Origin of the sequence: Maribacter sp., assembly GCF_049667165.1 — a bacterium.
Lineage (GTDB): Bacteria > Bacteroidota > Bacteroidia > Flavobacteriales > Flavobacteriaceae > Maribacter_A.
Window position 1 is genome coordinate 1 of record NZ_JBATHS010000028.1, and the last position, 23,552, is coordinate 23,552.

Sequence of the window (23,552 nt, forward strand, 5' to 3'; positions counted from 1 at the left end):
GATTATAATACTCTATATAGTTGGCATATTGTTGAACCACGCGGTTACAATGGCACAGGAATCCCAGTGGCAGGCCTTATTGGACGAAGACCTTACCCAATGGGATGTATTCATGGGTGTACCTCACTTCACAGTTAATGGTTTGGAAGGTATTCCTAAAGGAAATGGCATGGAAGGTGTTCCCTTAGGCCTTAACAAGGATCCCCTAAAGGTTTTTTCTACCAAGATTGAACAAGGTGAAACGATATTGCACATCAGTGGTGAAATTTATGGCGGTCTAACCTCTAAGGAAATCTTTGAAAACTACCATTTGAAGTTGGAATTTAAATGGGGAGAGCGAAAATGGGAACCCCGGTTGAACGATAAAAGGGATAATGGACTTTTATATCATTGCAATGGGCCCCATGGTGCTTTTTGGAATGTATGGATGGAATCACAGGAATTTCAAATACAGGAAGGGGACATGGGAGATTATTTCGGCTTGGCCGGTGGCGTCAATAATATTAATGCTTTCAAAAATGAAGAAGGTTTTTATGTGTACGGGGCTTCTTCGAACGAGGTTAAGGTTGGTTCTGGAATGCCTGGAAAAGAATACCGATGTATCCGGAAAGACAACTATGAACGACCCAATGGTGAATGGAATACCTTGGAATTGATCTGTTTTAATGGCAGATCATTCCATATTGTAAATGGGAAAATAGTTATGGTGCTAAATAAGGCCGAAAGAAAAACAAGTGAGGGTTTTATTGCCGTTAGCAGTGGAAAATTACAATTGCAATCAGAAGCTGCGGAGGCGTTTTATCGCAATATTTTAATTAGGGAAATTGACGTCCTCCCTGACTTTTTGGAATAATGCACGATACTCTATAAAAAGGGTCATTATAGCTTGTAGTCTACCTCTACTTAAGAATAAGGATAAGGTTATTTCAGATCAATGAGCACCCATTTTTCGGCCTCACTATCCGTGGTATAGCGATAGACTTGGGGAATACCTTCACCCCTGACGAATTTGACTTCCTTCCCCCAAGCAAGGCTCATTTACGAAAGTATTTCATTCTTAGAGCCGTCATCAACAAGGGTAATAGTTTCGTCAGGATCTTCACCAAATTTAGTTTCTCATAAATAGCGGGTTCTCTATTAAGAGGTCCATCAATATAATCCTTGTAAACGGCTATATAGGGTTCATGAACCCTATATAGCATACTGCTCATATTAATCCCCATAGTATTGGCAGTGGCCATTTTCTTGCGGGCTGAAAGTTCACGTTCTTGTAGTACCTGATATACTTCCATTCCTTATTCTGGACCGATTCACATCTGGGATTCCCGAATTGGGTAGACCAAAGATTCTCAGTAAATAAATAAGGCCGGATTGAAGATGCTTTTCTATTCAACAGCGGAGTTATATCCTTGCCTTGGTAACTTTTGGGTATGGGCACATTCGCCATAGACCCCATTATGATGCGAAAATTTCCTTGAGATCATTGAAGACCTTAATGGGGCACAGGCAGGGAGCTGCAGTACATATTGGTGATAACGATACCCTCCTTTGCCAAACCATCCAAGTTTGGGGATGAAACATAACCTAATGGACTATTTTTTTCACCCGAACAATTTCATTGTAAAAACCATTGGAATCTACCCGTTGATCATCAGTAAGTATCCAAAGTAGATTCGGTTTGTTTCTTTGTTGGACAAATACATTTGAAAACATTCCGGTCAATATCAGATAGAATAGGACTAATGTTATTATTTGACCGTTTATTCTTAAATGGATTTTAAACTTAACCTACATAATGCATTTTTTGGTAACTCAATATTTATTTCCTCTTCATTGATAATTAATTTCACATACTTGTTTGTAGGCATATCGTTCTGAATCAACACCTTAATTTCATTATCATCATTTTTGGTGGTCACTATTTTGTGTTTGGAAATATGTGCGATGCGTTTATCGTTTTTCTTGATTGTGCTACCAGCCAGATACATGGCATTATAATCCGGAGTATATTGAATTTGGCCATTTTCTCGATTTATGACCACCAATGAATTTTGTTTCCAACCCCATGCACTTTCCGAAGTTTCATTTAAAATCAGATTCCAGTAACAATAATTAGTACTTCCTGCATTTATATAATTGGCGATCTCTGCAATCCTTTCTTTCGCCTGTTCATTGGAATTGGCGCCATTGTAACACTTTGTTTCCGTATTCATGATTTTCATTTTAGGCGCTAGTAATGAGACTTCCCTTATAAAAGGCTCATTGGCATATTGAAAACCTATGCCGTCAAATTGTGAAAAGGTTTCAGAATTTAAGATTTTATAATGGTCCCCTCTGTTAATTGTTCTAAATGTACCGGCCCAAATACCTGTTTTCAATTTTTCTTTTTTAAAAGCAGGCATAATATAGTTGAAACTCAATTCCTGTAATTGTTCCATGGTCATATTACAACCTGGAAATGGGGCATAGGTATCCGGTTCATTTTGCACACACAACCGATCTATTATAACGCCCTCTTTTTTATATGCTTCAATATATTTTACGAAATATGTGGCGTAAGCCATATAAATTTCAGGGGATTCTTTTAACCTGCTTTTTTCATGATTTTCATTGTTCCTGTCCATCGCATTGCTATATTTCATCCAAGCGGGAGGACTCCAAGGTGAAGCTTGCAAAAGCATGGAACTATTTTCCTTTAAAGCTTCTTTTATAAATGGCAAGAGGTATTTTTGGTCCTTGTCAATTGTAAAATGCTTCATTTTATAATCTTCGGGTACCATGCTATAACTATAGGCATCCAAGGCAAAATCACTGGCTCCGATGGGTGTTCTGTTAAAAGACAAGTCGGCATTTTTGGGATTGAACAGATTTGTCAAGACCGCTTTTTGTTGCACTCTGGGTAAGCTAAAAAGTGCCTCTCCACCATTTTCATTGAATGCACCCCCTATACCTTCAATGGTCTGGAATTCGACTTCAGGAACCAAAACGATAAAATCATTTTGGGGCACCTTTTCCTTAGAATTTATATTGGTCTCAAATCTTTTGATAGGATGTGCTTCCCCTTTATCCAATGTTACATACGAAACGTCAACGCTATATTTTTGTGCCGTAATTGAGGATGTTATGAATAAGAATAGTATTGATATTTTCCTGAAATCCATTTTTATTTAATTTGTTTGATTATAAATCCGTTTAACCACATATCACCTTTGTCCTGTATATTTTCAAAATTTAGAATAACCGGGTTTTTTCCATTTGAAGTAAATGTGGATATAATTGATAATGGTGCACGTTCTCCGGTAGTATCATTATGGTAATAGTCCACGATATGATCATCGGATTTTCTGCTGAAATTCCCGTTGGTATCAATTACTTCTACCTTAATTTCATTTGTCATTTTTACATTAACCCTCCTAGAATGGTGAAAGGTTTCAATTTCATAATTCCCGGCCTTTAAGTTGTTCAGCTTGATCGTTAAACTTCCTTTTTCAACAAACAATCCATCAGTCCCTACAAAACTTAAATCACCTATCATTGCAGTATCCCCCAACCAGTTGATTTTCTCTTTTGCACTGATTTCGATCTTTGAGTGAAAATCATTTAGATGAAAGGTTAAATCAGAATTGCTATTTCCTGTCCATTCTTCCCATTCGAACTGCACCAATTGCTTTTCCCCGCCAATATCGACCCTGGTTATCGGGAAATCATAAATGGGTTTCGCGTTATTCGCAATTTCATCGGTATTAAATTTTACGGTATTGATTGTTGCTTTTCCTGATTTCAACCCTTTTGCTTTTGCGGTTACCGTAATTGTTCCAGGGTCTTTGGTTCCTTTTACGTAGATGGCAGCAACGCCGTCATAAACTAGGGCAGGATTGGCATAAATTTTTCCATTATCCATTAGTTCCCCAGCACCGGAAACCGAAAATTGAACTTCATTTTCAGTACTGGTTACAACTTCACCATTTTCATCTACAATAGAGGCGTAAACCAATCTTATATCCGATCCTCCGGCATAAAAAGGTTTGTTATTGATATTGTACTCAACTTTTATATGATGTGGTTTACCTTCTTTATGTCTGGTAAATTCCGTTACTTTTTCTCCATTGGTATAACCAACGGCTTTTAGGGCTCCTTCTTTCCAATTGAATTTAAATGTGAAAGAAGGATGGCTTAGATTGATTTTGGTAATGTCATTATCGGGTACTTGTCTCGCAATTAATTCGCCATTGTGGTATAAGGCAACTTCCTGACAATTACTGAAGACGCGGACTTTTCCATCTTTGGATGCCGTTTCATCAGCTATGTGAACAATAGGCTTTGCCACTAATTCCGATTGATACCAATAGTATACAGGTTTGGGCACTCTATAAGGTGAAAGTACACCGTAGGTGGTCATAAAGTCCCTTGACCATTGATCATCAACGATATCAGGTTGTAAATGGTTGTAATCTGCACCTAACCATGTAATTGCGGCAAAATTATTCTTATTGCCTTTGTACCTTGATATATGAAATTGATTTACTTCTGAATTAGGGGAACTACCATGTTCCATAACCATGGTAAAGGCACTTTCAGGAAACTCTGTTCTGCGGTAATCCATTGTGGCATGCACATCTGTAATACCTTCATTTTTTGGACCATCCCAAGGGGCAGAAGCAGAGGCGGTCAACCTGAAAGGATCTTCTTCCTTGGCCACGGTTTGCATTCTTGGAACGGGACCCCTATGGTTTATACCGGCACCCCAAACAATTATTGATGGGTGATTTCGATGATTTCGGATCATGGTTCTTGTTGCTTTTTCCAAGTTGCCAAACCAAGTGTCATCGCCCCATTCTATCCATGTGGAAGGTTCCTCATAAATAAAGATTCCTAATTCATCACAAGCTTTTATAAAGGCATCGTCTTGGGTATAATGCGATAGCCTTATGATGTTCATACCCGCTTTTTTGTATTGCAAAGCTTCATTATAATGAAACGAGTTAGGAACGGCATCACCGATATTGGGATAACTTTGATGCCGGTTGGCTCCAACTAAGAATAACGGTTCCCCGTTTAAAACGAACCCTTTTCCTTTTTCCAAAGAAAACTTTCTGAAACCAAATGTATTCTCTACAAAATCTACTGGGGTTTCTTCATCATATATTACTGAATTCACCCGGTAGAGGTAAGGGGAGTCCGGTGACCATAGATGATAATCATCTTGGATGGTCGTAGACTGTCTAAAGGTATGTGTTGATTGGGCAGCAATGCTTATTTCAGAAATCAATTTCTTGATGACATAGCCTTCTTTATTGATGATCTTGGTGACTATTTTGGTTTTTTTAGCTGAAGGATTTTCATTTTCTACCGTGGTTTTGATCGTAACCGTGCCATTGTGTTTGTTTACTGTTGGTGTTGTTATATGCACACCGGCATCAAAATCTTCCCAATTATAATTTACATGTAATTTGTTCGTGGTCACTAAATACACATCCCTATACAATCCACCAAACTTTACATAATCTGTTCTATGTGGATCGGGTGCAATAACTTGACTGTAAGAGTTGTCCGCTTTTACGGCTATGGTGTTTTCTTTTCCGAACTGTACATAATCCGTTATATCGAAATAAAAGGGCACATAACCATTTACCGCATAATTGCCTACTTTTTTCCCGTTTACCCATAATTCGGTAGCATTATGAACCGCTTCGAATTCAAGAAAAACCTTAGCGGAAGGATTGGCATCAATAGTTATCTTTTTCCGATACCAACTGATATCACGTAAGTATTTTTCCTGTACCCAGGTTTCCTTAATACTATCCATTTCATAGGAAATTAATTTTGTAGTATGCGGCACGGAAACGTTCTTCCAAGATCTATCATTAAAATCAATGGAAGTAGGGGAATCTTTTAAATCACCCAAATGAAACTTCCACCCGATATTTAAATTGGTTTTTGTTCTATCGGTTTCAATGTTTCCTTCCGGCAGGTTCTGCGCCTTCAATGGTAAGGACAATAAGAATACTAATATAAGTACGTTTGTTTTATTCATTTTTTGCTTTTTTATTTCCAAACTCTAAAATATTTAACGTGATATTCACCATCTAACCTATCATTATCGGGTAAGGCCCCAAACCATTTGTTTGATTCACAGTTAAAATTGATTTCCAATGGTTGATGCCAATGTGTGTTTTTTGCTTCCCTAAATAATATCCCATCTATATAGAATCGGATATATTCCTTAGTCCATTCCAATCCCCAAACGTGGTAATCTTTTTGTAACTCTTCGGGGAAATAATATTTCTTTGTTCTAGAAAAGTGTTTTTTAACGTCTCCTTGATCTTTCGGGGATTTAAACACATGTATGTTTGAATTTAAATCATGACGATTGTATTCCAAACCAGGAGCATTTTCACAAATGTCAATTTCAGTCCACCAATCTTTATCTCCTTTTGTCATCCAAAAACCTGAAACCCATGGAGCATCCATCAATTTCGTCTCAGCTTCAAAATAACCATATAGAAATTGCTGTTTGCTTTTAATAAACCCTGTGGTATGCGTAAAGTCTTTGGGTAATTTTTCAGCCCCATGCCTATTCACCCGAATGACCAATTCCCCATTTTCCAAGCTCACATTGGAACCGTGGAAATAGGTGGGTGGTCTTCCTTTCCATTTTGGGTTATTGGGATACCATTTATCCTCATTCAATTTTTTACTATCAAATTCATCAGAATATGTCTTTAGCAATTTCCAATTCTTATGATTGGTTTGATCCGATAAAGGATAATTGGAATTAACCCGATCTACGCTGTTTTCGAGTTGAATGGAATCGACATAATTCTTTGGTGGAATGGTTAAATCCTGAGCGGAAACCTTTGATGCAATAAAGATTAAAACCAAGAAATTTTGGATTATTGCAAACCTCATTTATTTCATTCTTTTAATGTGTAAATAAAAATATCCTTTATGTACAACTTGTTAAATTAGAGATGTACGGAATACTATAACATATGGTTAATTTCTGATTTAGCTGCCAAAAAACGGAAGGTGACATATCCAATGTTATGTTTTTACCTTTAATAAGAGGATAAAAAAAGGCTTTGAATATGAACCCAAAGTCTTTGAACTATAATTTAAATTAAGCTATTTTAATTCCAATTCCTTGATTTCAATTTTTTCAGTACCTCTAATTTTTTCGTATGTGGCAATCATCTCCTTCAATTTTTCCGGATTGGATTCCGCTAGGTTCTTTTCTTGTTTCCTATCTTCTTTAACATTGAAAAGTTGATATGATTCGGCAATACCTAATTCAATATTGACCTGCTTGTTTATTGGGTTGCCTTTATAAGGAGGAATCAATACCCAATCACCGCTTCTCAATGCTGTTTTCTGGCTCGCTTCCAAGATTAGATCGGTTCTTCCGGTTTTTGACTTTCCTAATAAAGCATCCATTAACTGATCGCTATCTTCCGTTTTAACGGTACTGCCTGTTAGTTTCGCAAGAGAACTTAGTAAATCTACTTGACATATAATAGCATCGGAAACATTGGGTTGTATGGTTCCTTTCCAATAGGTTATAAAGGGTACATGCGTACCGGCATCGAATAAACTGTATTTGCCTCCTTTTAACCCACCGGTAGGGGTGTGCCTACCTAATTTTTCTACAGCATCATCAAAATAACCTTCATTCAAAACCGGACCGTTATCACTAGTGAAAACTATTAAGGTATTCTCTAGGATTCCCTCGGCTTCATTTTCAGGAGCATTCCAAAACATGTGGCTTTTTAAACGCGTATAATTTTATTGAGCAAACAAATTGACCTCCAGTTATTTGTTTTTGGACATCATGGCCTTTTCGCGATAGGCTTTTAATGCTTGTTGTTCCTTAATGACGTTTTCTTCATGTGGATCTTCCCATCCAGGAGGGAGGTTTTTCGCATCCCAATCTTGATAGGCTTTTTCCAAATCGGCTACCATTTTAGGAAGCTGGCTGGCGACGTCCGTTCTTTCGTACGGGTCGTTCTTTAGATCAAAGAGCAGCAGGTTTTCTGTATTCGCCCTTTTGTACAATTTAAAATCGCCCATACGAACGGCATATTCAAAACCTCCTACAGATCTCCAATACAGTTCTTCATGAGGCGTTTCATTTTTCTTTCCTTGAATATACGGTAAGAGGTCTACGCCTTCCAATTGTTTTTCTTCAGCAGCATTTTTACCTGCAGCCTCTAAGGCCGTGGGAAATATATCCAAGGCACTTATCACCTTTTCATAATGCTGGTTTTTTGGAATGGACTTGGGCCAAGTGATAAATAAGGGCACTTTGATGCCACCTTCATATAACATGCCTTTATACCCCCTATAAGGTCTGTTGTCGGCATATTCGCCACGACCACCGTTGTCGCTGAGGTATATCAATAGGGTGTTATCCTTTAAGCCGTTTGCGATCAATGTGGAATCGATTCTGCCTACTCCGGCATCTACGGCGTTGACCATGGCACCGTACACACTGCGACCCCCATACTCGATATGTTCGGTCTGTTTCAGATAGTTTTCGGTGGCTTGGTCGGGAGCGTGGGGCGCATTATAGGCAAGATAGATAAAGAAGGGTTTGTCATCTTTTTTTGTGATTACCCGAATGGCTTCCTCGGTAAAATCATCGGTCAGATAATGAAGCTCTTGTTGTGGCACTTCTTTCCCGTTTCTTAAAATGGTTCTTAATGGGCCGTCAGGTTTCCCCCAATAGTTCATGCCGCCCCCTACAAAACCGAACCAATGGTCGAATCCTTGTTGGGTAGGGTGAAGGTCTGGATGGTCTCCAATGTGCCATTTTCCTATGGCACTGGTGCGGTATCCTTGTTCTTTCAAGGCTTCGGATATCATTTTTTCAGCTAAGGGGGTGCCTATTGTTGGACCATTCTCACCTTCGTAAGGCATATTGCAATCATGACCAAATCGGGCCTGATATCGTCCTGTGAGCAAACCTGCCCTAGAGGGACTGCAATACGGATGTGTAACATAGCCATTGGAGAAAACCACCCCTTCGGAGGCCAACCGGTCCAAATTGGGGGTAGGGATGTCCGTGGCGCCATTGAAACCCACATCGGCCCAACCCTGGTCATCGGTCAGGACGACGATGATGTTGGGTTTTTCTTTTTTTGTCAAATTCTTTTTCTGGGTGGCGGGCATTTCCTGTACTCGGACATTCCTATAGATGATTTCGGCACCCTCGGCTTGCAGTGCGATATGGCCACGCTCGAGGGGATTGCCTTCGGCATCCATCATGTTTTTTATTTCATTCACCATGTGTCCGTTTTCAAAAAACTTGGCACCCTCAGCACCTCTGACCTCTACGCGAACCTTGTTCCAGCCTTCGACTTCATGGTTCGCATATTTTGTACCCTGGATAAAATGGGGTTGTTCCCTAGAGTCCAAAAGTTTTTCAGCACCATCTTTTTGTACCCATAGGGTCTGATGACTTTTGATTACCCAAAGATCGCCCGTATCCCCTTCTTGTACCTGGCACTCCAAAGCCGTGGGCCAAACAACATTTTCGCCTCGAATATGGAATAAAATTCCAGCATCGCGTTTGTCGTTCAGTCTGGGTTCAAATTTGCGTTCGCCCCATTTATATTCCAATTCCAGATTATAATGGCTGTATGTTTTATTTGTGGTAATCGTGCCAAACGGCGCCTTTTGCCCTTGCCAACTGTATAAAACTTCGATGCTATTCTTATTGATTTGAAATAATTGTTTACCGTTTGGATTTTCGGAGGGTGTAATCGTATACGTTGTATTCTCTTCGCCAATAGGAAAGGGATTGTGCCATTGAACAGAAGTCACTTCCTGTGCAGTACTCCAAAAAGTGATATTCAATAGTGCTACTAAAAGATAATTTCTAGGATATTTCATTTTATTACATTGGTTTTAATGGTCAGATCAGCACCCTGTAATCCATTGGAAGTGGCGGATATTTCAATATTGCCAGGAGACTCCGATGCCTTAACGATTAATAGGCACTTTCCATTGAAGGCTTTTATTTGATCCCCTTGAAAAGACTCCAAGGACGCCGAATTACCGTTGCCGACGGCTGCCTTCATGCCAGCACCTTCAATTTTGAAATGTACTTCATTGTCGGCTTGAGGCACCATGGTTCCATGCTTGTCCACAATTTCCACGGTGATGAAGGAAAGGTCTTTTCCGTCTTCCGTAATTTCGTTTCTATCGGCCGTGAGTCGTATGCCTGCTGGTTCTTGGGCCGTCTTGATTTCTTTTTCGGCCACGGCTTTTCCATCCCTGAATCCGATGACCTTAATGCTTCCGGATTCGTAGGGCACATTCCAACGTAAGCGATATTTTGAAGTATACATCCCTTTTTTGAAACCGCGAAATTCTGCAGGGATATCGGTGGTGTCGACGCCCTTGATTTTCTTGCCCATGGATTTTCCGTTCACTATGAGTTCAACTTCCTCGCAATTCGTATAGGCGTAAACCGGGATGATCTGCCCTTCATTTCCTTCCCAATTCCAATGAGGCAATACATACACCATTGGATCGGTCGTCCATTGACTTTGGTATAAATAATAACGGTCTTTTGGGAAACCACATAAATCAACAGGAGCAAAATAGGAGGCGTGTACGGGCCAGTCTGCGTTCCAATAGCCGTTTGTCGAGTTGTCCCGCCCCCCGTAGGGTGTGGGTTCGCCCAAATAATCAATTCCCGTCCACATAAATTCGCCAAGAAAAGTAGGATTCGCTTCTTGAGCATCGAACTCTACGTCGGGAGGATAGGCCCATGAGGGCCCGACCGTCACGTCGTAACTAGATACTTGAAGCGTTGCTTTTTGATGATCAAATTCAATGGGCAAATGGTATTCTCCCCTGCTACTTGTTTGGGAAGAAGTTTCCGATCCATAAAGAATCATATTTGGGTTTTCTTCTATGGTCTTTTGGTAATCAAGAGGTTTGTAATTTAATCCAACAATGTCAATTTGATAGGCCAATTTGTTTTGAAATGCACCAGTATAGTTGTTGAAACCTGCTGTTGTTGGACGGGTGTGATCTTCATCATGGCAAATATCGTTTAACGTTTTGGCTACTTTCCATCCGTTTTCGTCCCCTTGTTCCAAGATTTCGTTGCCTATACTCCACATCACTATAGAAGGATGGTTACGGTCCCGTTTTATCATGTCGCGTAAGTCCCGCTCGTGCCACTCGTCAAAAACTTTATTGTAGCCATTAACGACCTTACCGATTTTCCATTCATCAAAAGCCTCATCCAAAACCACGATACCAAGCTGGTCACAAACGTCGAGCATTTCTGGGGACGGTGGATTATGACTGGTACGTAGGGCATTGACCCCCATATTTTTCATGATCTGCATCTGGCGTTCGGTGGCCCGTACATTGACCGCAGCCCCCAATGGACCTAGATCGTGGTGCATACAGACCCCCTTGAATTCAACAGGCTTGCTATTAAGAATAAACCCTTCTTTGACATCGAATCTTATGGTGCGTATGCCAAAATTACTTTCATAATCATCGACCAAATCGCCATTTATTTTCACCTTGCTTTTGGCTATATAAAGTGTCGGACTTTCAATGTCCCATCTTTTGGGGTTGGTTATTTTAACGGTTTCCGTTACGGCCTTGTCTTCTCCTTTCAAAAGCTCGATCTCCTTGGTTGTAGTACCCACCACATTTCCATTTTGGTCCTCTAAAATGGTTTCCAAAATTACCGTGGCATTGTCCTCACCCGAATTTCTCAAGGTCGTTTCAATCTGTACTTCGGCCTCTTGATCCGTTACTTTTGGCGTTGTGATGTACGTGCCCCATTGGGGAATATGTATGGGATTATTGATCTTCAAATAAACATTCCGATAGATTCCAGCACCTGAATACCATCTGGAAGCGAGGTCTTCGGGCGACAATTGCACGGCGATCACATTGTCTTCCCCGAATTTAATATGGGGCGTTAAATCAAATTCAAAGCCCATATACCCAAAGGGTCGCTCTCCAATATAAACGCCGTTTAACCAGACCTTACTATTGTTCATGGCGCCATCGAAAGCTATGGAGATTCGTTTGCCGTCATACGCTTTTCCAAGTGTGAAATGTTTTCTGTACCAAGCTGTGCCGTGTACGGGCAACCCCCCTGTACGTGCATTATATTTCTTGTCAAATGGACCTTCAATGGCCCAATCATGGGGAACATCCAATTTACGCCAATCGGCATCATTAAAAGCATAGGTATCAGCACCTTTGGGATCTCCTTTGGAGAACAACCAATCTTTATTAAAGGAGGTGTCGGCAATTAGGGCCTCTTCGGATTTTTGACAGGAAAGGAAAAGGATTTGAAAACCAATGGCAAGTAAACAGAAATGTCTCATAGTTGTCTTTTGATAGGAAATGTAAATTTCACGATTAGATGACAATTCCTTGATAACACAGGTTTAAATAACTACGACATATGTTTAATAATAAATGGGCTTTGATCAATAGAAAGGGTTTAGCCTTTACGCGCCATTTTACCAGAAAAGAATAGTAGTGTTTCCTTAATGTGCTCTTCCCAATAGGGCCACTCATGTTTCCCCTCGAATTCTTGATATTGGTGAGGAATACCATAGCGTTTTAGGTCTTGGTGCAATTTTCTGTTATGTTGTATCAATACATCATCCTTGCCGCAATCGAATCGTAGGTATGGGAGGTCACTCTTGTTTTTCAATAGCAATTCAAAAACACCTTCTTCCATAGGATTCTTTTGGTCATAGTTCGATACTCCCTCTTCAACGAACAAGGACATCTGATTTTTATGGGTAATCGAGGAATGCCCAGAGATGGCCTTGTATTTCGTAGGATACTTCGCCCCAAGCCGTAAAGCCCCATAACCTCCCATGGAGAGGCCCGAAATAAACAATTCCGATGTGTGACTTGTGCAATCAATATTTTCAATGACCGCTTCAATAACATCGTCAACGATCCAGTTTTCAAAATTTTTGTTGTTGAGGGGCAGATAGGCAGAACCATCGCCCCATAAACCATCTGACGGCATGGCAAGCACCATTGGCTTGATCAAACCTTCTTCCAAGAGTTGTAAGGCGGTAAAATGAACGCCCGCTTTGTGGGCCCAAATCCATGCACTTCCGTAGACCCCGTGCAATAGGGTCACAATGGGAACATCTTTTAGATTCCTACCTGGGGGAACAAAGACACAAATATCTCCCCGACCCTGAAGATTGGAAGTTTTAACGGTGATGAAGCGAAGATTGTTGGCTTCAAATTCGGGGTTCGATATTTCTGTTGTTCTAAACTTCGATTCCATTTAAAGATTATTTCACTAGAAGTTGATTATGCGTTGCCTTTAATTCACCCGATGTGGTCTTTACAATAACATTTCCTTTTATAGTAGATTGCACATAAATTACAGCTTGACCATTAAATAATTTTCTTTGGGGTTTTGAAAGATTTTGCATATTGGTTGGGTCTCCATTGCCAGAGGCTAAAAATTTAGCGGCACCACTCACTTCTATAGTCATGTTCTCATTATAGTGTGGACATAAATTACCATCTTTATCCATTACTGAAACTACATAGACTCCTACTTCCCCTTCGATTAAACCGGTAACTTCTGCTTCAATCTTAATACTATGGGGAGCTCCGGCAGTTACTCTTTTTGTTTCTGCTACTTTGTTGTTGTTTTTATCATAGGCAACAATTTTTGCTTCGCCTGGTTCGTAAACTACATCATCCCAAACAATGGCATAGGCTTTAAATAAATCCCAATTGCCTCCTCCAGAAGCTTCTTTGGCAATATTGCTGCTTTCGAAATTTAATTGGCGTAAAGGTTGCTTGGTTTTTACGCCATAGCTTTTTCCATTCACGAACAATTCGGCTTTATCATAGGAAGTATAACAAACCACAGGGAATGATTTCACCTTCAAATCGGGCCATGTCCATTGTGGGAAAAAATGAAGTACTTCTTTCTCTTTGTTCCATTGTGATTGATAGAGGTAAAATTTATCTTTTTCTAAACCAACAAAATCAACGGGTGCAAAATAAGAGCTTCTGGATTTTGCATCATGGTAGGGTGATGGTTCCCCTAAATAGTCAAAGCCTGTCCATACAAACTCCCCGTAAACGGAGGTGTATGTATCTTGGGCAGCAAACTCCTTATAAGCAGGATAGCCCCAAGGCACATTAGTCGTTTCAAAATTACCAGGATGCCCATCTGGATACACCACGGTATGGGATGAGTCCCCTCTTTTGCCATGAATTGTATCAAAAACTACTGGGAATTTGTAACTATTGCGAACACTTACAGCACCTCCCGTTTCACTTGCAAAAAACTTTAAATTCGGATTTTGTTTACGTATTGCACCATAAACCCCTGGCTTGTAATTAAAGGCCGCAACATCTACGGTAGTTGCCATACCGCTATCTATTGCATTTTTGGCGGAATTAAAACCAGCAATCGTAGCGCGTGTTGTGTCTAAGGACTTTACTATATTATTCAAATACGCTGTAATCTTATTAGGGTCGTGTTTGTACTGCTCCATAATTTCGTTGCCGATACTCCACATAATCACACTTGGATGATTTCTGTCTCTCAAAATCATGTCTGACAGATCTATTTTGGACCATTTGTCAAAATGTTTTGAATAACCATTCATTACTTTGCCGATTTGCCATTCGTCAAAAGCTTCATCAATAGCCAAAAGTCCTAACTCGTCGCAAATGTCCAAAGCTTCCGGGGCCGGTGGATTATGTGAAAAACGAATCGCATTCACACCCATTTCTTTCATCTTTTTCATTTGTCGACCAAATAATTCCCTATGGAATGCAGCTCCAACGGGTCCTAAATCATGATGCATATTGACGCCTTTGAAGCGTACTTTTTTGTCATTCAAATAAAATCCATCCACTTCAAACCGAATAGTACGTATTCCGAAAGTGGTTGTATAGGTATCTACTACATCGTTACCTTTAAGAATCGTTGTTTTTAATTCATACAGATTTGGGGTTTCTAAATTCCACAATTCAGGTTGGGAAACCTCAAAATCCTCGTGTACCAATACGCTATCTCTAATAGTCACCTCTTTTAATTTAGAACTGACTATTTTTCCTGTTGGATTTAAAATTTCGTTTTTGATCGTATAATTTCCATTTCCGAGCAATTCCAAAGTTAGGTTGGCAATGGCTTTCTTTTTGGAAACTGAAGGTGTAGTTACAAACGTCCCCCAGGTTTTTACATGGGTTTTGTTGGTTTTTATGGTCGAAACTTTCCTATACAAACCAGCACCTGGATACCAACGTGATTGGCTGTTGTAATTCTCTAATCGTACGGCTATCGTATTCGCTCCTTCCTTTAAGAATTTGGTGATATCAAAATAAAACGAAATATACCCAAAAGGTCTTTCGCCCACATACGCACCGTTTACATAAACCTTGGAATTGCTCATCGCTCCATCAAACAGCAATTGTACTTTTTGTTCTAAATCTGCTGCTGAAATATGATACTTGGTTCTGTACCAACCTACCCCAACATAAGGTAGGGCACCGCTTCTTCCACAACGATATTTTGGTGTTGATTCCCCATCCTGGATTACCATTGTCAATTGTACATCATTGGCAAAGTCAAAGTCTCCTTCGACGGCCCAATCATGGGGAACGGTTACATTTTCCCAATCGGTATCGTTGAAATCTTCTTGAAAAGCAGCTCCATAATCGTAATTGGTGAACTTCCAATCTTTCAACAATTCAATATTTTGGGCCGAGATATTTAATGATGTTATTAAAGCGATTACTAAAAAAATTCTAATTTTCATATTTTTTATGTCGATGGATTATTCAAATACTATTACCCCTTTGGCATTTTTCCCCGAAAGCATATCATCAAATGCCTGTTGTAAATTTTCTAATGGGTAGGTTCTTGTTATCATTTCATCCAATTTGATTTCTTTGTTTCTGTAGTGCGCTATTATTTTTGGAAAATCAGTTTGGGGATTACATTTACCGTATAAGGGATTGATATAAATTTTATCCCATTCAAATAGAGCCATGTCTATTAATATCTCTTGCTCAATTCCACTCACCTGGACTGCAGTCCCCGCATTCCGTACCATAGCCAAAGGGGCGGCCCCCAACGCTGGAATGGCGGTGCATTCAAAAGCATAGTCGGCACCCCTGCCATCGGTCATTTGTTTTACGATTAAGGCCGCTTTTAGGAGACCTTTATCGTTTTTATCGGCTAAAATAGTGTGTGTGGCCCCAAATTCGATGGCCATATCCAATCTGTTTTGATTGATATCTATTGCGATGATTTTTGATGCCTTTGAAACTTTGATGCCTTGAATTACATTTAGGCCAACGCCACCTGTACCCAATACTACTGCAGATGAATTTTCTTTTACTTGGGCGGTATTTACCGCCGATCCAAATCCTGTCATCACCCCACAACTTACAATACTTGCCGCAGGAAACGGCATATTCTGGAAAGGGTTTTTGACGACCGCGGATTCTTTTACCAAAGTGTACTCTGATAGGGTACCGATGTTGAAAGAGCGTAGTATGGGCTTTCCATTCCAATTCGTACCCTCTAAATGGGCATGTCCTGGCGTATACCCGTTTCCTCCAGCCACAACGGGGGAATTGTTTTCGCAAATATGCTCATTCCCATTTTTACATTGGAAGCATTCGCCACAAGGTGTCGCCCAATTTAAAATAACTGCATCACCTACCTTAACAGTTCTAACATTGCGGCCTATGGCTTTTACTATTCCGGCACCCTCGTGACCCATCACAATAGGTTTTCCCCAATGCAGGGAATCATGGTCCGTATGGCAAAGTCCAGCAGCCTTTATGGCAACCAGCACCTCATCTTTCAAGGGGTCTGCAACCGTTACATTATCTATGATAAAAGTACCATCCCCTTTTGCAATCGCCGATTTTGATAGTATGGACATAACTTGGTTTTAATTCATGCATTAGTCTGCTATGAAGCTTAGGGGTTTAATAGGAATTGAGGTATCCTTTAATTTTTCCTTATCCAATTGCTGCCTGCTTTGAATAAATCGACCTCCCAACACATAAGCTTTGGCATTATTTACGGCATCGACCGCGAGCAATTCTTCATCTTTAAAATACCATACTGAAAGACAATTATCGGTAAGTTCCTCAACTCGTTGTATGATTTGGTTATAACCTGATGAAAGTCCGACCATTTGCAACTTCACATCATATTGATCGGACCAAAACCACGGGATGGTATTATAGGCAACCTTTCGACCACAGATAGCAGCGGCGGCCACTTTTGCCTGTTCCACCGCATTTTGGACTGATTCCAATCGGATATAGCGATCAAAGTGTGGATTGTAATGATACGTACAGTCCCCTATGGCGTAGATATTTTTATCATCGGTTCTTGCAGTCCCATCTACCTTGATGCCATTCTCGATAGGCAACCCGGCTTGCTCCGCCAATGCTGTATTCACCCGTATACCAACGCCCACAATGATCACATCTGCATCGTACCTGGTATGGTCATCACAAAATATTTCATTTGCGTCGTTTGTGTTTTGAATTGAGGTTACGTTTTTATTCGATAAAATTGAAACACCATTTTCAGTATGGAGTTTAACAAAGAAATCGGACATCTCTTGAGCGGTAACACGCGATAATATCCGCTCCTCACGTTCTAAGACCGTCACTTCCGCCCCTAACTTTCGTAAAGAAGCAGCGGTTTCCAAACCGATATAACCCCCGCCGATGACCACGACGCGTTTTCTATCGGAATGCCTTAGGGCCAAACCAATTTTAATGGCATCATCCCATGTTCGCAACGGAAAAATATTTTTGGCCGTTTCGATACCTTTTATAGATGGAATGAAAGGTCGCGCTCCCATGGCCAAAACCAATGTATCATAGGCCTGATCCATTCCATCCGATGTTTTAACGGTTTTTGCTTCTTTATTGATCGATACCACGGTCCTACCCAAACATAGGGTAATAGAATCATCCTTATAGCTTTCCTCCGGAAACAATAAATTTGATTGGGAATCATCATTTACGGTTAAACATGATTTTGACAAGGGTGGTCTATGATAGGGAAGTTCGGCATCGCTATCGAATACGATGATTTTTCCTTCCCAACCTTCACGCCGTAGGGCAAAGGCAAAATTCACACCGGCATGGCTTGCACCAATGACCACACAAATTTTATCGGATGTATCGATCATAAATGTTTAATTGGCCACTTTTAGCACTAGTCCATCCAAGTCTTTACTGATTTGTATTTGGCAAGACAAACGACTGTATTCACTAACATTTTCGTCGAACTCGAGCAGATCGCTTTCCAAATCGCTAGGGGCACCGGTCTTTTCCCAAAATTCCGGTTGTACATGCACGTGACAAGTAGCGCAGGAACAAACCCCGCCACAATTCCCATCGATACCCTCTATCCTGTTTTTAACGGCCAGTTCCATGATACTGCCCGATTTTCCTTCAACCGTTATGGTTTCGTTATCCCTTGTAACGAATGTAATTTTTGCCATTTTATTTTTATTTCGCATTAAATTTCACATTGATTTTGTCATATCCAACCTTACGTTTGAATTCGCCAAGGTCTTCTATGTTTTCTTTATAATCCAAAATAGCTATGGATTGTACCTTATCTATTAAAGTATGCACTAAAACTTTCAATATTTGTCTTGCATGTGTGGCCCCTAAACAATTATGGGTGCCAAAGCCAAAAGCGACATGGGGGTTTATTTTCCGATCGATAACCACCTCATTGGCATTGTCAAAAACAGAGGCGTCTCGGTTGGCGGAAGCCCAACATAAAGAAATTCTGCTATCCGCTTTTACGGCATGCCCACAAACTTGTGTTTCCTCGGTGGCGACACGTCCCATTTGGGTCAATGGTGAGAAATAGCGAACCAATTCCTCAATCGCAAAATGGATTAATTCAGGCTCTTTACGAAGCCTTTCCAAAGATTCGGGATGTTCGGCAAAATAGGCAATGGAATTAGTGATCGCGTTGATAACCGTATCCCGACCTCCAGCAAAGGTCAAGATAAGTACCCCCTTTATTTCTTCTTTTGTGAGTTTCTGTCCATTGACTTCAGAGGCAAGTAATTTGGAGTAGAAATCGGCTCCGGGATTTTTTATGCTATTTTCAATTTGTTTGTCTATGTAGTCATACAATATATTGGCTTTGTCAGCATCCAAGGCCGTCTCCTCACTTCTGAAAACATGGGTGCCCCAGGAAATCCAGGTTTCTGATTCTTCATTGGGCACATTGAATAATAGGGTCAATGCACGGGATTGTAAGACCAATGAAAATTCCCGAATGACCTCTACGGTATCTTTCTTCAAAGTCTCATCGACCAAGGAATTGATTTGCTTCTTCAATTTGGCCTCATATTCGGCCTCCAACGGACGTTTAAACCAAGGTTCAACCACAGCTCTATACACTCCATGTAATGGTGGGTCGACCTCAAAAGGTATTTGTCGTATATCCCTGATGTTTACCTCTGAAGGAATTACAATGCGCCCAGGTTCAGCACCGGATTGAAACGTCTTCCAATTATGTGCACACCTACGAACATCTTTATGGCCTAAAACCATGACGACCGGATCATTTTGATCATTCATTTCGCCATACCCTTTTTCAAGCCTGGCCTTTTCAAAAGGATCTGTGATTTTGCTTTTCTTCATTATCTTGACCGTTTAATAGTGAGGTACTTTATTTGTATTTCCAAAAATGATTAATCCCATTGGTAAAATCAGTATCATTATTAACCAAAATAGTGCTTATTTTGACCTTTTGGATGGGTTTGTGTACTTATCGTGTTAAGATAAGGACTTTCTGAAGTGATTTGGTGGTTGGTTTTGGAAAATTTTGAACGGTTCAGGTTAAGTGCAGATCAGTGCCGCACATACATTTTCTTGGCACGATAAACACAGTCCTTACTGTGGCATGAATCGCATATATACCCCCTGTGTTGTACAGATTTACCAATCCCGACAATACCGCTCACAGACTTAATTGGACTCATCAACGAGGACTGGCTTAGCTGTATATTACAAAAATCCTTTGGTAGTAATGAAAAGAGATTTTGTTGGTCGGCAACCTTCCATTCGCAATATCCTGGACTATATCTGTTTGTGAGCGACAAGTTATGGGTGTCAGTATAGTCCTTCAATTTCTTATAAACAATGTCCATAGCACCTTCCACTAAAAGAGAACCAGTGGCGTCAATTACATAACTCATTACATAATCCTCGTCTTTTTTATACTTATTGCTCCATTTCTCAACCTCATAGCCAGCAGTACACGTAAAAAGGGCGGCAAATTCTGAACCTCGTAAAAATGAGGTAATCATTTTTCCTGTCTTGAACGATTTATCTTCGATTGTAATACTGCCATCTTTTATGGAAAAATCCGTGACCGGTCTTATTACGAATCCCCCTCGTATGTTCTTATTCTGGGACAATAATTCAAGGGCCTGATCGATCATGGTGTTGAATGGTTCGTCAGGCGTAGGGCCCAATCCCATAAAAGAAGATATTTCTTCCTTTTCAAGTTTGATGTCCGAAAAATCGATGTTATAGGAACAGGCTTTTGTCATGACACTAATTCTTTTGCTTTTCGAAACGTTGCCCGCAACAACCTCAGGTTCATTTGCGCCCCAAATGCGATAATTTCGCAATTCCCTGTGAAATCCTTGAGGGGAATAATCTCATAATTGCCAAAGGTTAAATGGAAAAGGCGGTATTCGTTCCCAGCGACCCTGACGAAACCCTTTGCGCGTATACTTATTTTGCCCAGTTCCTGTAAAAAGGTCTCTAAACTTTCTAGGGGAATAATATCAGTGGTTCTATACACGGCAGTTTTAATGTCTTCGGGACGTGTGTCCTCCATCGCACCTTCAGGAATTGAAGTTACTTGCATCAATTGTGTGGAATTGATTTTGCAGAATACATGCTTCTCAATGAGCGCGAACGGATTTATTTCTTTTATAGATTGGATGACTTTTGCGGTTTTGGATGCATCGACCAAATCTATTTTGTTCAATATAATTTTATCAGCAACCCTGATTTGATGTTTTGCACGTTGCACAAAGGCAGCACTTTTATCAAAATTCAAGGCGTCTACAACGCACCATGCTCCGGCATATCGCACCTTGTTACTGATGCTATCATTATTCAACAATTCGCAGATAGAAATCGGGTCAGAAAGACCGGAGGCCTCTAAGTAAATTACCTCGGGATCGTACTGATCCAATAAGGTCGATAGGTTCTCTATGAAATTGCCCAACAAGCAAACGCAAAAAACAGAGCCATTGTTGATCTCGACCAATTTGAAATCCTGGTTTTCAATTTTAAGCTCTTTTCCATCAACACCGGTAGGGGCGAACTCATTTTGAATGACCGCAATTCTTTTATTCTTGTGTAAGTTCAATAGCTTTTTAAGCAGTGTGGTTTTTCCACTGCCTAAAAATCCACTGATAAGAATTAAATCTGCGATCATACTTTGGCCAATTGCTTTCGGTCTAAATGTTTTTGGATTCGTGCGACCAATTCTGATTTCGGTGGGATAATCGAAATGAATTCAACTTCACCATCAATACAAATTGTAGGAAGATTTCTAACTCCAAGCGATAGCATCATTTGAATGCCTTCCTCATTTTTTATCTTATGTTCTTTATATTCAATATTGTTCGCATTAAAATCATCGACTGCAAGTTTAACGGCCTTCACCATATATTGGCAAGGAGCACAAGAGGCGGAATCCAATGTGATGATGTCTATTTTTACTTTATCCTTTTCAAAATAATTTTCCAAATCAAGAAGCTCAATATTCTTGGCTGTCTGTCCTTTTGCCCTCAGAACATCCTGTTGGTATGTATCATGAACGATTTCTGCTATTGCCTCAAGATTTTCAACGGGCGTGGCCATGGGCAGATCACAACCAGGGGCCAGGATAAAGCCAGTATCCCCGCCGATGTCCATACACTCAATGGCTTCAAATTTCGATTCTTCTGGAGTTCCCATTAACAATACCGAAGTCAACTTCATATTACCACCGAAGCTAATCTTATAGTTCTCTGCGTGCTCTTTAACGAAATCAAGAGGAATATTTTCATCTATAGAAATATTGTCCGGCTTGCATTTACACATTGCTTCAATATTCTGGGAGGCGTTGCCGCAAACAAAGAACGAGCTTAAGGCACCACTTTCTCTAATATGACCGAATAAATCGGTACAATACGGTGAAACGAATGTTTCAAAAGACATTGGGTCTATTTGACTTACCATGGGGTCGACAACTGCGATAACATCGCACCCTGCCTCGACATAGTAATCAGACATGGCCTTGCCCACTTTTGTTGCAAAGTCCATAACCTTTCCAACATATTCGGGATCTTCGAATAATTTCATGAATATATCGGTGCCCAAAAGGTGCAATGCCAGGGTAAATGGGCCGGTAATCAAACCGTATAAAGCGATATTCGGATGATTCTCCTTGATTTTTGTCGCGGCATTCATAACCGTGGCGATTCTCCCTTTGCACCGGCATGGAACTTTTAGGTCTTCCAGTTTCAGACTGCCATCGGCAAGCGGATGGGAAACCACCGCAGGTGGATTATCTTGGGACCATTTGATATCACAGCCCAGAACCTCTGCTTCTATTTGAAGGTCGAAGGTCACTGGAATGCCATCGGGATTGTATTTTTTTATCGCTAATTCGGCCCCATTTACAATATGGTTTTCCGATTTAAAATATGTGGTGGCATCCAATCCCAACAATTCCCCTGCATGGGCACCTACAAAGGGTACCCAAGGAATACGGGCTACCTTTTGGCGTTTCATTGCCGCTTGAATAAGTTCTAACCCTTGCATTATGCCGATTTTTTTAGATTGTTCATAAACTCGACAACACCTTGGGGGTCTTGGGAGTAATTATCCGCGCCGATCTTATCACAGAAATCCTGTGTAATGGGTGCCCCTCCAATGGTCACTTTTTGATTTGGGAACTTCGTTTTTATTTCCTTCACGATGTTTTCCATACTTTGCATTGTTGTTGTCAGTAAGGAGGATAAGCCAATAATGGCATCAGGAAATTCGTTGATGGTGTCAATGAATTTATTGGCAGGAACATCCGTGCCCAGGTCAATGACCTCATATCCATTACCTTCTACGATCATTGATACCAGATTTTTCCCGATATCATGTAAGTCACCGGCAACGGTGCCAATGATAAAAATTCCTTTTTTCTGTACGTTCCCTTTGGCAAAAATCGGTTTTAAATGCATCATTGCCGTGCTCATCGCTTTTGCCGACATCAATACCTGAGGAACGAAAATCTTGTTTTCCCTAAATTTAACACCAACCTTCTCCATACCAACAATCAATCCTTTGGCCAATATGTCATTTGCAGAAATGCCTTCATCCAAGGCTTGTTTGGTAAGTTCATCGGCCCCGTCTTGATCCTTCATGTTTGGAGGATATGGGGAGGTTTTGTTTATTTTTCCGAATTCAATACAGTCAGAGATTTTTGCTAAAATTTCCAT

Annotated in this window: 18 protein-coding genes; 1 reads left to right on the top strand and 17 read right to left on the bottom strand. The window is 40.4% G+C overall.

Annotation, left to right across the window (positions count from 1 at the left end; genetic code table 11):
• Positions 1-853, top strand: an 853-nt coding sequence (locus WBM98_RS01165) for a 3-keto-disaccharide hydrolase (protein WP_424364182.1), incomplete at its 5' end; no start/stop codon positions are given.
• Positions 854-1,034: 181 nt separating this feature from the next.
• On the opposite strand, the gene WBM98_RS01170 is transcribed toward WBM98_RS01165, so the two are convergent.
• From WBM98_RS01170 to WBM98_RS01250, 17 genes are all read right to left on the bottom strand, one after another.
• On the bottom strand, positions 1,035-1,292 hold the full coding sequence (locus WBM98_RS01170) for a hypothetical protein (protein WP_424364183.1): 258 nt from the start codon (positions 1,290-1,292) through the stop codon (positions 1,035-1,037).
• Positions 1,293-1,766: 474 nt separating this feature from the next.
• Positions 1,767-3,161: a glycoside hydrolase family 30 protein gene (locus WBM98_RS01175; RefSeq protein WP_424364184.1), complete on the bottom strand. Its 1,395-nt coding sequence runs from the start codon at positions 3,159-3,161 to the stop codon at positions 1,767-1,769.
• Between the two features lie 2 nt (positions 3,162-3,163).
• A complete protein-coding gene (locus tag WBM98_RS01180) occupies positions 3,164-6,034 on the bottom strand; it encodes a glycoside hydrolase family 2 protein (protein WP_424364185.1) in 2,871 nt (956 codons plus the stop codon).
• An 11-nt stretch (positions 6,035-6,045) separates the two neighbouring features.
• Entirely contained in the window at positions 6,046-6,909 is an 864-nt protein-coding gene (locus WBM98_RS01185; RefSeq protein ID WP_424364186.1) for a family 16 glycosylhydrolase, read from the bottom strand.
• A 216-nt stretch (positions 6,910-7,125) separates the two neighbouring features.
• A complete protein-coding gene (locus WBM98_RS01190; RefSeq protein ID WP_424364187.1) occupies positions 7,126-7,758 on the bottom strand; it encodes a sulfatase family protein in 633 nt (210 codons plus the stop codon).
• Between the two features lie 51 nt (positions 7,759-7,809).
• Positions 7,810-9,891: a sulfatase-like hydrolase/transferase gene (locus tag WBM98_RS01195; RefSeq protein WP_424364188.1), complete on the bottom strand. Its 2,082-nt coding sequence runs from the start codon at positions 9,889-9,891 to the stop codon at positions 7,810-7,812.
• The gene (locus WBM98_RS01200) at positions 9,888-12,368 is read right to left on the bottom strand and encodes a glycoside hydrolase family 2 TIM barrel-domain containing protein (RefSeq protein ID WP_424364189.1); all 2,481 of its coding nucleotides are present in this window, start codon (positions 12,366-12,368) and stop codon (positions 9,888-9,890) included. Before WBM98_RS01200 ends, WBM98_RS01195 begins: the two co-directional genes overlap by 4 nt.
• A 119-nt stretch (positions 12,369-12,487) precedes the next feature.
• Positions 12,488-13,300, bottom strand: a complete 813-nt coding sequence (locus WBM98_RS01205) for an alpha/beta hydrolase (protein ID WP_424364190.1) — start codon at positions 13,298-13,300, stop codon at positions 12,488-12,490.
• Positions 13,301-13,307: 7 nt separating this feature from the next.
• Positions 13,308-15,803 (bottom strand): glycoside hydrolase family 2 TIM barrel-domain containing protein, encoded by a 2,496-nt coding sequence (locus tag WBM98_RS01210; protein ID WP_424364191.1) that lies wholly within the window; start codon positions 15,801-15,803, stop codon positions 13,308-13,310.
• An 18-nt stretch (positions 15,804-15,821) separates the two neighbouring features.
• On the bottom strand, positions 15,822-16,940 hold the full coding sequence (locus tag WBM98_RS01215) for a Zn-dependent alcohol dehydrogenase (RefSeq protein WP_424364192.1): 1,119 nt from the start codon (positions 16,938-16,940) through the stop codon (positions 15,822-15,824).
• A 21-nt stretch (positions 16,941-16,961) separates the two neighbouring features.
• Positions 16,962-18,212 (bottom strand): NAD(P)/FAD-dependent oxidoreductase, encoded by a 1,251-nt coding sequence (locus WBM98_RS01220; protein WP_424364193.1) that lies wholly within the window; start codon positions 18,210-18,212, stop codon positions 16,962-16,964.
• 6 nt (positions 18,213-18,218) lie between these two features.
• Positions 18,219-18,527 (bottom strand): 2Fe-2S iron-sulfur cluster-binding protein, encoded by a 309-nt coding sequence (locus tag WBM98_RS01225; protein ID WP_424364194.1) that lies wholly within the window; start codon positions 18,525-18,527, stop codon positions 18,219-18,221.
• Positions 18,528-18,534: 7 nt separating this feature from the next.
• Positions 18,535-19,692 (bottom strand): cytochrome P450, encoded by a 1,158-nt coding sequence (locus WBM98_RS01230; RefSeq protein WP_424364195.1) that lies wholly within the window; start codon positions 19,690-19,692, stop codon positions 18,535-18,537.
• Between the two features lie 209 nt (positions 19,693-19,901).
• Entirely contained in the window at positions 19,902-20,606 is a 705-nt protein-coding gene (locus tag WBM98_RS01235; protein WP_424364196.1) for a vitamin B12 dependent-methionine synthase activation domain-containing protein, read from the bottom strand.
• A complete protein-coding gene (locus WBM98_RS01240; RefSeq protein WP_424364197.1) occupies positions 20,603-21,508 on the bottom strand; it encodes a CobW family GTP-binding protein in 906 nt (301 codons plus the stop codon). The genes WBM98_RS01235 and WBM98_RS01240 overlap by 4 nt, the downstream gene beginning before the upstream one ends.
• On the bottom strand, positions 21,505-22,881 hold the full coding sequence (locus WBM98_RS01245) for a uroporphyrinogen decarboxylase family protein (protein WP_424364198.1): 1,377 nt from the start codon (positions 22,879-22,881) through the stop codon (positions 21,505-21,507). Before WBM98_RS01245 ends, WBM98_RS01240 begins: the two co-directional genes overlap by 4 nt.
• Positions 22,881-23,552 carry a cobalamin B12-binding domain-containing protein gene (locus tag WBM98_RS01250; RefSeq protein ID WP_424364199.1) on the bottom strand — a complete coding sequence of 224 codons (672 nt, stop codon included), beginning with the start codon at positions 23,550-23,552 and terminating at the stop codon, positions 22,881-22,883. Before WBM98_RS01250 ends, WBM98_RS01245 begins: the two co-directional genes overlap by 1 nt.

Bases quoted from the DNA above. Each gene is read 5' to 3' on its own strand.
- WBM98_RS01170 (WP_424364183.1), bottom strand. From the start codon at position 1,292: ATGGAAGTATATCAGGTACTACAAGAACGTGAACTTTCAGCCCGCAAG.
- WBM98_RS01195 (WP_424364188.1), bottom strand. From the start codon at position 9,891: ATGAAATATCCTAGAAATTATCTTTTAGTAGCACTATTGAATATCACT.
- WBM98_RS01210 (WP_424364191.1), bottom strand. From the start codon at position 15,803: ATGAAAATTAGAATTTTTTTAGTAATCGCTTTAATAACATCATTAAAT.
- WBM98_RS01200 (WP_424364189.1), bottom strand. From the start codon at position 12,368: ATGAGACATTTCTGTTTACTTGCCATTGGTTTTCAAATCCTTTTCCTT.
- WBM98_RS01215 (WP_424364192.1), bottom strand. From the start codon at position 16,940: ATGTCCATACTATCAAAATCGGCGATTGCAAAAGGGGATGGTACTTTT.
- WBM98_RS01235 (WP_424364196.1), bottom strand. From the start codon at position 20,606: ATGACAAAAGCCTGTTCCTATAACATCGATTTTTCGGACATCAAACTT.
- WBM98_RS01245 (WP_424364198.1), bottom strand. From the start codon at position 22,881: ATGCAAGGGTTAGAACTTATTCAAGCGGCAATGAAACGCCAAAAGGTA.
- WBM98_RS01220 (WP_424364193.1), bottom strand. From the start codon at position 18,212: ATGATCGATACATCCGATAAAATTTGTGTGGTCATTGGTGCAAGCCAT.
- WBM98_RS01240 (WP_424364197.1), bottom strand. From the start codon at position 21,508: ATGATCGCAGATTTAATTCTTATCAGTGGATTTTTAGGCAGTGGAAAA.
- WBM98_RS01225 (WP_424364194.1), bottom strand. From the start codon at position 18,527: ATGGCAAAAATTACATTCGTTACAAGGGATAACGAAACCATAACGGTT.
- WBM98_RS01185 (WP_424364186.1), bottom strand. From the start codon at position 6,909: ATGAGGTTTGCAATAATCCAAAATTTCTTGGTTTTAATCTTTATTGCA.
- WBM98_RS01175 (WP_424364184.1), bottom strand. From the start codon at position 3,161: ATGGATTTCAGGAAAATATCAATACTATTCTTATTCATAACATCCTCA.
- WBM98_RS01230 (WP_424364195.1), bottom strand. From the start codon at position 19,692: ATGAAGAAAAGCAAAATCACAGATCCTTTTGAAAAGGCCAGGCTTGAA.
- WBM98_RS01180 (WP_424364185.1), bottom strand. From the start codon at position 6,034: ATGAATAAAACAAACGTACTTATATTAGTATTCTTATTGTCCTTACCA.
- WBM98_RS01205 (WP_424364190.1), bottom strand. From the start codon at position 13,300: ATGGAATCGAAGTTTAGAACAACAGAAATATCGAACCCCGAATTTGAA.
- WBM98_RS01250 (WP_424364199.1), bottom strand. From the start codon at position 23,552: ATGGAAATTTTAGCAAAAATCTCTGACTGTATTGAATTCGGAAAAATA.
- WBM98_RS01190 (WP_424364187.1), bottom strand. From the start codon at position 7,758: ATGTTTTGGAATGCTCCTGAAAATGAAGCCGAGGGAATCCTAGAGAAT.